Annotated in this window: 11 protein-coding genes, 4 tRNA genes and 2 rRNA genes (1 of these 17 cut by a window edge); all 17 read left to right on the forward strand. The window is 57.4% G+C overall.

Annotation, left to right across the window (positions count from 1 at the left end):
* Positions 1-1,624 (forward strand): 23S ribosomal RNA (locus ACTYOL_RS02355) (it extends 1,269 nt beyond the left edge of the window).
* Between the two features lie 133 nt (positions 1,625-1,757).
* A 5S ribosomal RNA gene (gene rrf / locus ACTYOL_RS02360) occupies positions 1,758-1,873 on the forward strand.
* A gap of 210 nt (positions 1,874-2,083) precedes the next feature.
* The gene (birA, locus tag ACTYOL_RS02365) at positions 2,084-3,043 is read left to right on the forward strand and encodes a bifunctional biotin--[acetyl-CoA-carboxylase] ligase/biotin operon repressor BirA (RefSeq protein WP_444757491.1); all 960 of its coding nucleotides are present in this window, start codon (positions 2,084-2,086) and stop codon (positions 3,041-3,043) included.
* A complete protein-coding gene (locus tag ACTYOL_RS02370; RefSeq protein WP_197893508.1) occupies positions 3,033-3,782 on the forward strand; it encodes a pantothenate kinase in 750 nt (249 codons plus the stop codon). Before birA ends, ACTYOL_RS02370 begins: the two co-directional genes overlap by 11 nt.
* Before the next feature lie 7 nt (positions 3,783-3,789).
* On the forward strand, positions 3,790-4,215 hold the full coding sequence (locus ACTYOL_RS02375) for a hypothetical protein (RefSeq protein ID WP_063542473.1): 426 nt from the start codon (positions 3,790-3,792) through the stop codon (positions 4,213-4,215).
* Positions 4,216-4,358: 143 nt separating this feature from the next.
* A tRNA-Tyr gene (locus ACTYOL_RS02380) sits at positions 4,359-4,442 on the forward strand.
* Positions 4,443-4,466: 24 nt separating this feature from the next.
* Positions 4,467-4,540: transfer RNA gene (locus ACTYOL_RS02385), tRNA-Gly, on the forward strand.
* 28 nt (positions 4,541-4,568) lie between these two features.
* A tRNA-Thr gene (locus tag ACTYOL_RS02390) sits at positions 4,569-4,644 on the forward strand.
* Between the two features lie 79 nt (positions 4,645-4,723).
* Positions 4,724-5,917 carry an elongation factor Tu gene (gene tuf, locus ACTYOL_RS02395; protein WP_013970626.1) on the forward strand — a complete coding sequence of 398 codons (1,194 nt, stop codon included), beginning with the start codon at positions 4,724-4,726 and terminating at the stop codon, positions 5,915-5,917.
* A 55-nt stretch (positions 5,918-5,972) separates the two neighbouring features.
* Positions 5,973-6,048 (forward strand) — tRNA-Trp (locus tag ACTYOL_RS02400).
* Between the two features lie 44 nt (positions 6,049-6,092).
* A complete protein-coding gene (gene secE / locus ACTYOL_RS02405; RefSeq protein WP_063542475.1) occupies positions 6,093-6,461 on the forward strand; it encodes a preprotein translocase subunit SecE in 369 nt (122 codons plus the stop codon).
* A 9-nt stretch (positions 6,462-6,470) separates the two neighbouring features.
* Positions 6,471-7,004, forward strand: coding sequence for a transcription termination/antitermination protein NusG (gene nusG, locus ACTYOL_RS02410; protein ID WP_003255501.1), 534 nt, complete (start codon positions 6,471-6,473; stop codon positions 7,002-7,004).
* Positions 7,005-7,123: 119 nt separating this feature from the next.
* Positions 7,124-7,555 carry a 50S ribosomal protein L11 gene (rplK, locus tag ACTYOL_RS02415; RefSeq protein WP_003255500.1) on the forward strand — a complete coding sequence of 144 codons (432 nt, stop codon included), beginning with the start codon at positions 7,124-7,126 and terminating at the stop codon, positions 7,553-7,555.
* Positions 7,555-8,250, forward strand: a complete 696-nt coding sequence (gene rplA / locus ACTYOL_RS02420; protein ID WP_054893557.1) for a 50S ribosomal protein L1 — start codon at positions 7,555-7,557, stop codon at positions 8,248-8,250. The genes rplK and rplA overlap by 1 nt, the downstream gene beginning before the upstream one ends.
* A gap of 203 nt (positions 8,251-8,453) precedes the next feature.
* Positions 8,454-8,954 (forward strand): 50S ribosomal protein L10, encoded by a 501-nt coding sequence (rplJ, locus tag ACTYOL_RS02425; RefSeq protein WP_029614620.1) that lies wholly within the window; start codon positions 8,454-8,456, stop codon positions 8,952-8,954.
* Positions 8,955-9,034: 80 nt separating this feature from the next.
* The gene (rplL, locus tag ACTYOL_RS02430; RefSeq protein WP_054893558.1) at positions 9,035-9,403 is read left to right on the forward strand and encodes a 50S ribosomal protein L7/L12; all 369 of its coding nucleotides are present in this window, start codon (positions 9,035-9,037) and stop codon (positions 9,401-9,403) included.
* Positions 9,404-9,623: 220 nt separating this feature from the next.
* A complete protein-coding gene (gene rpoB / locus ACTYOL_RS02435; protein ID WP_151926555.1) occupies positions 9,624-13,697 on the forward strand; it encodes a DNA-directed RNA polymerase subunit beta in 4,074 nt (1,357 codons plus the stop codon).
* The last annotated feature ends 18 nt before the right edge of the window (positions 13,698-13,715 follow it).

Raw genomic sequence — 13,715 nt, forward strand, 5'->3', positions numbered from 1 at the left:
AGTGAAAAACTCGCACGCCGAAAGACCAAGGTTTCCTGCGCAACGTTAATCGACGCAGGGTTAGTCGGTCCCTAAGGCGAGGCTGAAAAGCGTAGTCGATGGAAAACAGGTTAATATTCCTGTACTTCCAGTTATTGCGATGGAGGGACGGAGAAGGTTAGGCCAGCCTGGCGTTGGTTGTCCAGGTTTAAGGTGGTAGGCTGAAATCTTAGGCAAATCCGGGATTTCAAGGCCGAGAGCTGATGACGAGCGCTCTTTAGAGTGCGAAGTGGTTGATACCATGCTTCCAAGAAAAGCTCCTAAGCTTCAGATAACTGGGAACCGTACCCCAAACCGACACAGGTGGTTAGGTAGAGAATACCAAGGCGCTTGAGAGAACTCGGGTGAAGGAACTAGGCAAAATGGCACCGTAACTTCGGGAGAAGGTGCGCCGGCGAGGGTGAAGGACTTGCTCCGTAAGCCCATGCCGGTCGAAGATACCAGGCCGCTGCGACTGTTTATTAAAAACACAGCACTCTGCAAACACGAAAGTGGACGTATAGGGTGTGACGCCTGCCCGGTGCCGGAAGGTTAATTGATGGGGTTAGCGCAAGCGAAGCTCTTGATCGAAGCCCCGGTAAACGGCGGCCGTAACTATAACGGTCCTAAGGTAGCGAAATTCCTTGTCGGGTAAGTTCCGACCTGCACGAATGGCGTAACGATGGCGGCGCTGTCTCCACCCGAGACTCAGTGAAATTGAAATCGCTGTGAAGATGCAGTGTATCCGCGGCTAGACGGAAAGACCCCGTGAACCTTTACTATAGCTTTGCACTGGACTTTGAGCTTGCTTGTGTAGGATAGGTGGGAGGCTTTGAAGTGGGGACGCCAGTTCTCATGGAGCCATCCTTGAAATACCACCCTGGCAACCTTGAGGTTCTAACTCAGGTCCGTGATCCGGATCGAGGACAGTGTATGGTGGGTAGTTTGACTGGGGCGGTCTCCTCCCAAAGAGTAACGGAGGAGTACGAAGGTGCGCTCAGACCGGTCGGAAATCGGTCGTAGAGTATAAAGGCAAAAGCGCGCTTGACTGCGAGACACACACGTCGAGCAGGTACGAAAGTAGGTCTTAGTGATCCGGTGGTTCTGTATGGAAGGGCCATCGCTCAACGGATAAAAGGTACTCCGGGGATAACAGGCTGATACCGCCCAAGAGTTCATATCGACGGCGGTGTTTGGCACCTCGATGTCGGCTCATCACATCCTGGGGCTGAAGCCGGTCCCAAGGGTATGGCTGTTCGCCATTTAAAGTGGTACGCGAGCTGGGTTTAGAACGTCGTGAGACAGTTCGGTCCCTATCTGCCGTGGACGTTTGAGATTTGAGAGGGGCTGCTCCTAGTACGAGAGGACCGGAGTGGACGAACCTCTGGTGTTCCGGTTGTCACGCCAGTGGCATTGCCGGGTAGCTATGTTCGGAAGAGATAACCGCTGAAAGCATCTAAGCGGGAAACTTGCCTCAAGATGAGATCTCACTGGGATCTTGAATCCCCTGAAGGGCCGTCGAAGACTACGACGTTGATAGGTTGGGTGTGTAAGCGCTGTGAGGCGTTGAGCTAACCAATACTAATTGCCCGTGAGGCTTGACCATATAACACCCAAGCAATTTGCCTTGCAGATTGTGGTGGTGAAGACGAAACGAACCGAAAGTTCGAAGCGACCCACAAAGATCACATATCCGAATTGGCTGGCGTGTCTGCAAAGACGCACTGGCAACCGAATTTCTTGACGACCATAGAGCATTGGAACCACCTGATCCCATCCCGAACTCAGCAGTGAAACGATGCATCGCCGATGGTAGTGTGGGGTTTCCCCATGTGAGAGTAGGTCATCGTCAAGATTCATTTCGCAAAACCCCTATCTGCGCGAGCAGGTAGGGGTTTTGTCTTTCTGGCGTTCGCCAGATCTCATCGCTCCCCCGCGCCGACACCGCGCACGCCACGGGACACATCGGCGCCCTCCCTTTCTCGCGGGGATATCCCTGCCCTTTTCCTATGCAATCCAGCAGCCCGTGGCTATCATGCCAGCCTTATTCCAAGTCGAGACTGGCATGCTGAAGTTGTTGAATCTCCTCAAGGATGGCCGATTTCATTCTGGCCAGGCCCTGGGGGAAGCCATGGGGGTAAGCCGCAGTGCTGTGTGGAAGCAGCTGCAGCACCTCGAAAGCGAGCTGAACCTCACCATTCACAAGGTGCGTGGTCGTGGATACCAGCTCGCTACGCCATTGAGCCTGCTCGAGGCGTCGGCGATTGCTACATTCACGCAGGGTGAGCAATGGCCTGTTCTTGTCCATGACTCGATAGATTCGACCAATGCCGAGGCCCTGCGTCTGATTGGGAAGGGGCAAGCAGCTCCCTTCCTGGTGCTCGCCGAGCGCCAGAGTGCTGGTCGTGGTCGGCGCGGCCGACACTGGGTCAGCCCGTTCGCTGAGAATCTCTATTACAGCCTGGTGCTCCGGGTAGAGGGTGGCATGCGCCAGCTCGAGGGGCTGAGTCTGGTCGTTGGCCTCGCGGTAATGCGCACGCTGCATACGTTCGGTGTAAAGGGAGCGGGGCTGAAATGGCCCAATGACGTTCTTGTAGCTAACAAGAAGATTGTCGGCATTCTTCTGGAGCTGGTTGGCGACCCCGCGGATGTCTGTCACGTCGTGCTAGGTGTCGGCATCAATGTGAACATGCAGAGCAATGATCAGGTCGACCAGCAATGGACATCGATGCGTCGGGAGACTGGCGATCTCATTGATCGCAATCGTCTGGTTGCGCAGTTGAACCAGCAATTGCAGCATGAGCTTTCACGCCATCGTCGCTATGGTTTCGCTGCTTTCCAGGAGGAATGGGAGCAGGCGCATCTGTGGCAGGGGCGCAAGGTCTCGCTGATCGCCGGCAATCAGACGGTCGATGGCATTGTGCTGGGTGTGGACGGGCAGGGCGGTCTACGCATGGATGTTGAGGGTGTGGAGAAGAGCTTCAGTGGTGGAGAGCTCGGGTTGAGGTTGCGCGATGATTCTTGAGCTCGATTGCGGTAATAGCTTTATCAAGTGGCGTGTGATTCATGCCGCGGATGCCACCATTGTGGGTGGCGGTATCGTCGATTCGGATCAGGCGCTGCTGGCCGCTGTCGGAGGGCTGGCTGCCGCGCGCCTGGCGGGTGCACGGATGGTCAGCGTGCGCAGCGAGGAAGAAACCGATGCGCTGTGCGGGGCGATCAGGCAAGCCTTCGCTGTTGACGTGCAGGTTGCGCGTCCTGTCATTGAAATGGCGGGAGTACGCAATGGCTATGAAGATCATGAGCGCCTGGGCATGGATCGCTGGCTGGCCGCCCTCGGTGCATTCCACCTGGCCAAAGGGGCTTGCCTGGTGATGGATTTTGGCACAGCCGCCAAGGCGGACTTCGTGGCGGCGGATGGTCAGCACCTGGGTGGATATATCTGTCCGGGGATGCCTCTGATGCGTAGCCAGCTGCGGACCCATACCCGCCGTATTCGTTATGACGATGCCTCGGCCGAGCGAGCATTGAGCAGTCTTGAGCCCGGGCGTTCCACGGTCGAGGCAGTCGAACGTGGGTGCGTGCTGATGCTGCAGGGGTTCGCCCGTACGCAGATCGATCAGGCGCGCGCGCTGTGGGGTAATGAGTTCAGCGTCTTCCTCACGGGAGGCGATGCGCCCCTGGTCCAGGTGTCTGCACCTGGCGCGCGGGTTGTACCGGACCTGGTCTTTGTTGGCCTGGCGATGGCCTGCCCCTTGAGTTGAGGTGCCTATGCGTTGGTTGTTTCTGCTGTTGGTAGTGCTAAATGCCGTCTATTACGTGTGGCACCAGCAGGAGGCGCCGGTACGGGTCAAGGAAGTTGCACCCCTTTCCCTCTACAAGGGAAGTCAGCAGGAGATCCGCCTGCTTCGGGAGACGGGAGCGGCGGCTCCCGCCAGGCGCAGGGATGAGTGCCTGGTGGTGGGGGGATTTACCGGGCAGGATGAACTCGTGGCCTTGCGCCAGCGGTTGCTGAGCCTGGATATCGCCGCTCAGCCCGTGCAGGGGCAGTTGGCTGGCGCGGACGGCTTCTGGCTCAAGGTCAGCCCTGATAGCGAGCGTTTGCTGGATGAGGCGGTCATTGCCAGTCTTTCCAGTGATTTCAAAGACTTAAAACATAAAATTATTTTCTGCCAGGGTATTGCAACTGGCGAATAGCTTGATAGAATGGCGCCCGCTTCGCAGGGAACACCGCTCAGGTGGTAGTACCGGAAGCGTAGTCAAAGCAGCTAACTTTCAGATTTAATTGAAAAAAATGCTTGACTACAGGCCGGCAGGTAAATAGAATGCCCGCCACGTCTGGAGGGATTCCCGAGCGGCCAAAGGGGACGGACTGTAAATCCGTTGCGAGAGCTTCGAAGGTTCGAATCCTTCTCCCTCCACCAGTTTTAGCGAGAGCTGCAAGCTCCGCGGGTATAGTTTAGTGGTAGAACCTCAGCCTTCCAAGCTGATGATGCGGGTTCGATTCCCGCTACCCGCTCCAAGTTTGCTGTTTTGGCACAAAGAGTTTCGCTCTTGTAGCTCAGTTGGTAGAGCACACCCTTGGTAAGGGTGAGGTCAGCGGTTCAAGTCCGCTCAAGAGCTCCATATAAACAAGGCAGATATGAAAATATCTGCCTTTGTTTTATCAGCGTAGTGACTATTTCTTCTGCGGAGGACTGTATCGATGGCTAAGGAAAAGTTTGATCGTTCCCTTCCCCACGTTAACGTCGGCACTATCGGCCACGTTGACCACGGTAAGACCACTCTGACCGCAGCTCTGACTCGCGTCTGCTCCGAAGTTTTCGGTTCGGCAGTCGTTGAGTTCGACAAGATCGACTCGGCTCCGGAAGAAAAAGCGCGCGGTATCACCATCAACACCGCTCACGTCGAGTACAACTCGAACATTCGTCACTACGCTCACGTTGACTGCCCAGGTCACGCTGACTACGTGAAGAACATGATCACCGGTGCTGCCCAGATGGACGGCGCGATCCTGGTTTGCTCGGCTGCCGATGGTCCGATGCCACAAACCCGTGAGCACATCCTGCTGTCCCGTCAGGTAGGCGTTCCGTACATCGTGGTCTTCCTGAACAAGGCTGACCTGGTAGACGACGCTGAGCTGCTGGAACTGGTCGAGATGGAAGTTCGCGACCTGCTGTCCACCTACGACTTCCCAGGCGACGACACTCCGATCATCATCGGTTCGGCTCGTATGGCGCTGGAAGGCAAAGACGACAACGAAATGGGTACTACCGCTGTCAAGAAGCTGGTAGAAACTCTGGATGCCTACATCCCTGAGCCAGTTCGTGCCGTCGACCAGCCGTTCCTGATGCCGATCGAAGACGTATTCTCGATCTCGGGTCGTGGTACCGTTGTTACCGGCCGTATCGAGCGTGGCATCGTTCGCGTTCAGGATCCGCTGGAAATCGTTGGTCTGCGTGACACCACCACCACTACCTGCACCGGTGTTGAGATGTTCCGCAAGCTGCTGGACGAAGGTCGTGCTGGCGAGAACTGCGGCGTTCTGCTGCGTGGTACCAAGCGTGACGACGTTGAGCGTGGCCAGGTTCTGGTCAAGCCAGGTTCGGTCAAGCCGCACACCAAGTTCACCGCAGAAGTCTACGTTCTGTCGAAGGAAGAAGGCGGTCGTCACACTCCGTTCTTCAAAGGCTACCGTCCTCAGTTCTACTTCCGTACCACTGACGTGACCGGTAACTGCGAACTGCCGGAAGGCGTTGAAATGGTAATGCCAGGTGACAACATTCAGATGACTGTCACCCTGATCAAGACCATCGCAATGGAAGACGGTCTGCGCTTCGCCATCCGTGAAGGCGGTCGTACCGTCGGCGCCGGCGTCGTAGCGAAGATTATTGAATAAGTAGTTGATTTATCTAAATCAGGCCGGCATAATGGCCGGCCTGATACAGCGTTACAGGTCAGTAGCTCAATTGGCAGAGCGACGGTCTCCAAAACCGTAGGTTGGGGGTTCGATTCCCTCCTGACCTGCCATTCACCTCGGTGTGATTGGCTTTCTTCTTACAGGATCCTCCCCGATGACTCCCAAAACTGAAGCCCAAGAATCGCGTTTTGATCTGTTCAAGTGGCTGGCTGTAGTTGCATTGGTTGTCGTAGGTGTCGTGGGTAATCAGTATTACTCCGCCGCTCCTATCCTGTATCGCGTTCTCGCGCTGCTCGCCCTGGCAGCTGTCGCAGGCTTTGTTGCTCTGCAGACTGCGAAGGGTAAGTCGTTCTTTACGCTGGCGAAGGAAGCTCGTACCGAGATCCGTAAAGTCGTGTGGCCAACCCGCCAGGAGACTACCCAGACTACGTTGATCGTGGTGGCTGTGGTCCTCGTGATGGCGCTGCTGTTGTGGGGTCTGGATTCCCTGCTCGGTTGGTTGGTTTCCTTGATTGTTGGCTAAGGGTGTCTCGTGGCTAAGCGTTGGTATGTTGTGCATGCTTACTCGGGTTACGAGAAGCATGTCATGCGCTCCCTCATCGAGCGCGTAAAGCTGGCAGGCATGGAAGACGGGTTTGGCGAGATTCTCGTTCCGACCGAAGAAGTCGTCGAAATGCGCAACGGCCAGAAGCGCAAGAGTGAGCGTAAATTCTTCCCGGGCTATGTCCTGGTGCAGATGGAAATGAACGAAGGGACTTGGCACTTGGTCAAGGATACCCCTCGCGTCATGGGTTTCATTGGTGGTACCGCGGACAAGCCCGCGCCGATCACCGATAAAGAGGCAGAAGCTATTCTGCGTCGCGTTGCCGACGGCAGTGACAAGCCGAAGCCGAAGACGCTGTTCGAGCCGGGTGAAGTGGTTCGCGTCATTGACGGTCCATTCGCCGACTTCAACGGTAGCGTCGAAGAGGTTAACTACGAGAAGAGCCGTCTGCAGGTCGCAGTGCTCATTTTCGGTCGCTCTACTCCGGTAGAGCTTGAGTTCAGTCAGGTCGAGAAGGTCTAACTGAGCGACGCATCCCATACCCCGCAGCCCTATGTGCTGCGGGGTTTTGTCGTCACTGGGATAAAACGCAAGTCATCCGGGGAGCCACCAGGCGTTCGAACCCGATTTTGGAGTAGCTCATGGCTAAGAAGATTCAGGCTTACATCAAGCTGCAAGTAAAGGCCGGCCAGGCCAACCCAAGCCCACCCGTTGGTCCAGCACTGGGTCAACACGGTGTGAACATCATGGAATTCTGCAAGGCCTTCAACGCCCGTACTCAGGGTCAAGAAGCCGGCCTGCCGACTCCTGTGATCATCACTGTTTACAGTGACCGTAGCTTCACCTTCGAAACCAAGAGCACCCCTGCCTCGGTTCTGCTGAAGAAAGCTGCTGGCCTGACCAGTGGTTCGGCCCGTCCGAACACCGTCAAGGTCGGTACCGTCACCCGCGCTCAGCTGGAAGATATCGCCAAGGCAAAACAGGCTGATCTGACCGCCGCTGACCTGGATGCAGCTGTACGCACCATCGCTGGCTCTGCCCGCAGCATGGGCCTGAACGTGGAGGGTGTGTAATGGCTAAGCTGACCAAGCGTCAAAAGGCAATCGCCGAGAAAATCGAAGCAGGCAAGGCCTATAACTTCGAAGAGGCCGCTACCCTGCTGGCTTCGCTGCCGGCTGCCAAATTCGTCGAGTCGTACGACATCGCCGTAAACCTCGGTGTTGACCCGCGTAAATCCGACCAGGTCGTTCGTAGCGCTACTGTGCTGCCGCACGGCACTGGCAAGACCGTACGCGTTGCTGTCTTCACCCAGGGTCCAGCTGCCGAGGCCGCTCTGGCTGCCGGCGCTGACCGCGTAGGTATGGACGATCTGGCTGCCGAAATGAAAGGCGGCGACCTGAACTATGACGTCGTCATCGCATCCCCGGATGCCATGCGCGTTGTCGGTCAGCTGGGTCAGGTTCTGGGTCCTCGTGGCCTGATGCCTAACCCGAAAGTCGGTACCGTGACCCCAGACGTAGCCACTGCCGTGAAAAACGCCAAGGCTGGTCAGGTTCGCTACCGTACCGACAAGAACGGTATCATCCACACCTCCGTTGGCAAGATCGGCTTCGAAGCCGACAAGCTGAAGGAAAACGTTGAAGCCCTGATCGCTGATCTGAAGCGTATCAAGCCGGCTTCCTCGAAAGGTATCTACGTCAAGCGCGTTACCCTGAGCACCACCATGGGCCCAGGTCTGATCATCGATCAGAGCTCGCTGAACGTGTAGTGCAAAGTCGGCGCGGTCTCTCGAGCGCGCCGACTGCAACAAGATTGGGGTCCCTGCCTGGCGGGGGCTATCCAAGACCGTAGGCGACGCAAGTCTTAAAACACAAGCCTACGCAGATGGTGCTCCCGATTCGCTCGCGAATCAGACACCAAAACGACATCCGGCCTCGGCCAGATGAAACGGTAGAAACCAGGAGTAAACCCGTGGCAATTAAACTCGAAGACAAGAAGGCCATCGTCGCTGAAGTCAACGAGGCTGCCAAAGTCGCTCTGTCCGCTGTCGTGGCCGATGCCCGTGGTGTGACTGTAGGCGCAATGACCGGACTCCGTAAAGAGGCTCGTGAAGCTGGCGTATACGTGCGTGTCGTACGTAACACCCTGCTCAAGCGCGCTGTTGCTGACACTGAATTCAGTGTCCTCAACGACGCCTTCACCGGCCCTACCCTGATTGCGTTCTCCAACGAACACCCGGGCGCTGCTGCTCGTCTGTTCAAGGAATTCGCCAAGGGTCAGGACAAGTTCGAGATCAAGGCAGCTGCGTTCGACGGCAAGTTCCTTGCCGCTAACCAGATCGACGTGCTGGCAACCCTGCCAACTCGCGACGAGGCTATCGCACAGCTGATGAGCGTAATCCAAGGTGCAACCAGCAAGCTGGCTCGTACCCTGGCAGCTCTGCGCGACCAGAAAGAAGCCGCTGCTGCCTAAGGCGGCGTAGCTTCTCTCGAAATCAAACGTTTAATTTGATGGCCGTGTAAGGCTGTCCCCCAATACAGGAATTCATAGTCATGTCTCTGACTAACGAGCAAATCATCGAAGCAATCGGCCAGAAAACCGTTCTGGAAATTGTTGAACTGATCAAAGCAATGGAAGAAACCTTCGGCGTTACCGCTGCTGCCGCTGTTGCCGCTGGCCCAGCTGCTGCCGCCGCCGTTGTTGAAGAGCAGACCGAGTTCAACGTTGTCCTGGTTGAAGCCGGCGACAAGAAAGTGAACGTCATCAAAGCCGTTCGCGAACTGACCGGTCTGGGCCTGAAAGAAGCCAAAGAGAAAGTCGATGGCGCTCCTCAGGTTGTAGCTGAAGGCGTTTCGAAAGAAGCCGCTGAAGACGCTAAGAAGAAGCTGGAAGAAGCTGGCGCTAAAGTCGAGCTGAAGTAATTTCGACTTTGCGACTGCAGCCTGAGCGTCAAGCGTAGGGCTGATGGCTGGTGGCCTGTGCCACCGGCCTTTTTCCGTTATTGGTGGCCGATCATGTCGGCCCCGATAATGAGCTGCAAGACACCCATGTGGGTGGCGCAAACCAAGGGGTTTGCACGATTTTCTGGCTGCTCCCGCCGGGAGAAGCCAAACAAGCAGGTGACCAAGCTGGGGAACGCTGATGGCTTACTCATACACTGAGAAAAAACGTATCCGCAAGGACTTTAGCAAGTTGCCGGACGTCATGGATGTGCCGTATCTCCTGGCCATCCAGCTGGATTCGTATCGCGAATTCCTGCAGGCGGGAGCATCCAAGGATCAGTTCCGCGACGTCGGTCTGCATGCGGCCTTCAAATCGGTATTCCCGATCATCAGCTACTCCGGCAATGCTGCCCTGGAGTACGTAGGCTATCGCCTGGGCGAGCCTGCCTTCGATGTGAAGGAATGTGTCCTGCGTGGCGTGACCTTCGCGGTCCCACTGCGGGTCAAGGTGCGCCTGATCATCTTCGACAAGGAATCGTCGAACAAAGCGATCAAGGACATCAAAGAGCAAGAAGTCTACATGGGTGAAATTCCCCTGATGACTGAGAACGGTACCTTCGTTATCAACGGTACCGAGCGTGTGATCGTTTCCCAGCTGCACCGTTCGCCTGGTGTGTTCTTCGACCACGACCGTGGCAAGACTCACAGCTCCGGCAAGCTGCTGTACTCCGCTCGCATCATTCCTTACCGCGGCTCCTGGCTCGACTTCGAGTTCGATCCGAAGGACTGCGTGTTCGTCCGTATCGACCGTCGCCGCAAGCTGCCGGCCTCCGTACTGCTGCGCGCCCTGGGCTACAGCACCGAAGAGATCCTGGACACCTTCTATACCACCAACGTGTTCCACGTTTCCGGTGAGAAGCTGAGCCTGGAGCTGGTTGCCCAGCGCCTGCGCGGTGAAGTTGCGGTAATGGATATCACCGACGACACCGGCAAGGTCATCGTCGAGCAAGGCCGCCGTATCACTGCGCGCCACATCAACCAGATCGAGAAAGCTGGCGTCAAGCAGCTGGACGTTCCGCTCGAGTACATGATTGGCCGTACCACTGCCAAGGCCATCGTGCACCCGGCAACTGGTGAAATCCTGGCCGAGTGCAACACCGAGCTGACCACCGATCTGCTGGTCAAGATCGCCAAGGCCCAGGTCGTCCGCATCGAGACCCTGTACACCAACGACATCGATTGCGGTCCGTTCATCGCCGACACGCTGAAGATCGATACCACCAGCAACCAGCTGGAAGCGTTGGTCGAAATCTATCGCATGATGCGTCCAGGCGAGCCACCAACCAAGGACGCCGCCGAGACCCTGTTCAACAACCTGTTCTTCAGCGCCGAGCGTTACGACCTGTCCGCCGTAGGCCGCATGAAGTTCAACCGTCGTATCGGTCGCACCGAGATCGAAGGTTCGGGCGTGCTGAGCAAGGAAGACATCGTCGATGTACTGAAGACCCTGGTCGACATCCGTAACGGCAAGGGCATCGTCGACGACATCGACCACCTGGGTAACCGTCGCGTGCGTTGTGTCGGCGAGATGGCCGAGAACCAGTTCCGCGTTGGCCTGGTGCGCGTCGAGCGTGCGGTCAAAGAGCGTCTGTCGATGGCCGAAAGCGAAGGCCTGATGCCGCAGGACCTGATCAACGCCAAGCCGGTTGCGGCGGCGGTGAAGGAGTTCTTCGGTTCCAGCCAGCTCTCGCAGTTCATGGACCAGAACAACCCGCTCTCCGAGATCACCCACAAGCGTCGTGTCTCCGCACTCGGCCCTGGCGGTCTGACCCGTGAGCGCGCCGGCTTCGAAGTCCGTGACGTACACCCGACCCACTACGGCCGCGTGTGCCCGATCGAAACGCCGGAAGGTCCGAACATCGGTCTGATCAACTCCCTGGCGGCCTACGCCCGCACCAACCAGTACGGCTTCCTGGAAAGCCCGTACCGTGTGGTGAAAGAGGGTGTGGTCACCGACGACATCGTGTTCCTGTCGGCGATCGAAGAAGCTGATCACGTCATCGCCCAGGCTTCGGCTGCGATGAACGAGCAGAAGCACCTGATCGACGAGCTGGTAGCGGTCCGTCACCTGAACGAATTCACCGTCAAGGCGCCGGAAGACGTCACCCTGATGGACGTTTCGCCGAAGCAGGTTGTTTCCGTTGCTGCCTCGCTGATTCCGTTCCTCGAGCACGACGACGCCAACCGTGCGTTGATGGGTTCGAACATGCAGCGTCAGGCTGTACCGACCCTGCGTGCCGACAAGCCGCTGGTAGGTACCGGCATGGAGCGCAACGTCGCCCGTGACTCCGGCGTCTGCGTCGTGGCTCGCCGTGGTGGTGTGATCGACTCGGTCGACGCCAGCCGTATCGTCGTGCGTGTAGCTGACGACGAAGTCGAGACCGGTGAAGCAGGTGTGGATATCTACAACCTGACCAAGTACACCCGTTCGAACCAGAACACCTGCATCAACCAGCGCCCGCTGGTGAGCAAGGGTGATGTGGTTGCGCGTGGCGACATCATGGCTGACGGTCCGTCCACCGATATGGGTGAACTGGCGCTGGGCCAGAACATGCGCATCGCGTTCATGGCGTGGAACGGCTTCAACTTCGAAGACTCCATCTGTCTGTCCGAGCGTGTGGTTCAGGAAGACCGCTTCACCACGATCCACATCCAGGAACTGACCTGTGTGGCGCGTGACACCAAGCTTGGCCCAGAGGAAATCACCGCGGACATCCCGAACGTGGGTGAGGCTGCGCTGAACAAGCTGGACGAAGCCGGTATCGTCTACGTAGGTGCCGAAGTCGGCGCTGGTGACATCCTGGTCGGCAAGGTCACTCCGAAAGGCGAGACCCAGCTGACGCCGGAAGAGAAACTGCTGCGTGCGATCTTCGGTGAGAAGGCCAGCGACGTCAAAGACACTTCCCTGCGCGTGCCGACCGGCACCAAGGGCACCGTCATCGACGTACAGGTCTTCACCCGTGATGGCGTCGAGCGCGACAGCCGCGCCCTGGCCATCGAGAAGATGCAGCTGGACGAGATCCGCAAGGACCTCAACGAAGAGTTCCGCATCGTCGAAGGCGCAACCTTCGAGCGTCTGCGTTCGGCTCTGAACGGCCAGGTGGTCGACGGTGGTGCGGGCCTGAAGAAAGGCACCGTGATCACTGACGACGTACTGAACGGTCTGGAGCACGGCCAGTGGTTCAAACTGCGCATGGCTGAAGATGCACTGAACGAGCAGCTGGAAAAGGCTCAGCAGTACATCGTCGATCGTCGCCGTCTGCTGGACGACAAGTTCGAAGACAAGAAGCGCAAGCTGCAGCAGGGCGATGACCTGGCTCCAGGCGTACTGAAGATCGTCAAGGTCTACCTGGCAATCCGCCGTCGCATCCAGCCGGGTGACAAGATGGCCGGTCGTCACGGTAACAAGGGTGTCGTCTCGGTGATCATGCCGGTAGAAGACATGCCGCACGACGCCAACGGTACTCCGGTCGACGTCGTACTGAACCCGCTGGGCGTACCTTCGCGTATGAACGTCGGTCAGATTCTCGAAACCCACCTGGGCCTGGCGGCCAAAGGTCTGGGCGAGAAGATCGACCGCATGATCGAAGAACAGCGCAAGGCAGCCGAGCTGCGTACCTTCCTGACCGAGATCTATAACGAGATCGGTGGTCGTCAGGAAAACCTCGACGAGTTCTCCGACGCAGAGATCTTCGCCCTGGCCAACAACCTCAAGAAAGGTGTGCCGATGGCGACGCCTGTCTTCGACGGTGCCAAGGAGCGTGAGATCAAGGCCATGCTGAAGCTGGCCGACCTGCCAGAGAGCGGCCAGATGGTGCTGTTCGACGGCCGTACTGGCAACAAGTTCGAGCGTCCTGTGACCGTTGGTTACATGTACATGCTCAAGCTGAACCACTTGGTGGACGACAAGATGCACGCGCGTTCCACTGGTTCCTACAGCCTGGTTACCCAGCAGCCGTTGGGTGGTAAGGCGCAGTTCGGTGGTCAGCGTTTCGGGGAGATGGAAGTGTGGGCGCTGGAAGCATACGGCGCGGCATACACCCTGCAAGAAATGCTCACAGTGAAGTCGGACGACGTGAACGGCCGTACCAAGATGTACAAGAACATCGTGGATGGCGATCACCGTATGGAGCCGGGCATGCCCGAGTCCTTCAACGTGTTGATCAAAGAGATCCGTTCGCTCGGTATCGATATCGATCTGGAAACCGAATAACACGTGACGCGAAGGGGA

Source organism: Pseudomonas sp. A014, assembly GCF_052378495.1.
GTDB classification, from domain to species: domain Bacteria; phylum Pseudomonadota; class Gammaproteobacteria; order Pseudomonadales; family Pseudomonadaceae; genus Aquipseudomonas; species Aquipseudomonas machongensis.

What these genes read in the sequence shown, in the direction of transcription:
- tuf (WP_013970626.1), top strand. Translation starts at nt 4,724, where the DNA reads ATGGCTAAGGAAAAGTTTGATCGTTCCCTTCCCCACGTTAACGTCGGC.
- birA (WP_444757491.1), top strand. Translation starts at nt 2,084, where the DNA reads ATGCTGAAGTTGTTGAATCTCCTCAAGGATGGCCGATTTCATTCTGGC.
- secE (WP_063542475.1), top strand. Translation starts at nt 6,093, where the DNA reads ATGACTCCCAAAACTGAAGCCCAAGAATCGCGTTTTGATCTGTTCAAG.
- rplK (WP_003255500.1), top strand. Translation starts at nt 7,124, where the DNA reads ATGGCTAAGAAGATTCAGGCTTACATCAAGCTGCAAGTAAAGGCCGGC.
- ACTYOL_RS02370 (WP_197893508.1), top strand. Translation starts at nt 3,033, where the DNA reads ATGATTCTTGAGCTCGATTGCGGTAATAGCTTTATCAAGTGGCGTGTG.
- ACTYOL_RS02375 (WP_063542473.1), top strand. Translation starts at nt 3,790, where the DNA reads ATGCGTTGGTTGTTTCTGCTGTTGGTAGTGCTAAATGCCGTCTATTAC.
- rplL (WP_054893558.1), top strand. Translation starts at nt 9,035, where the DNA reads ATGTCTCTGACTAACGAGCAAATCATCGAAGCAATCGGCCAGAAAACC.
- rpoB (WP_151926555.1), top strand. Translation starts at nt 9,624, where the DNA reads ATGGCTTACTCATACACTGAGAAAAAACGTATCCGCAAGGACTTTAGC.
- rplA (WP_054893557.1), top strand. Translation starts at nt 7,555, where the DNA reads ATGGCTAAGCTGACCAAGCGTCAAAAGGCAATCGCCGAGAAAATCGAA.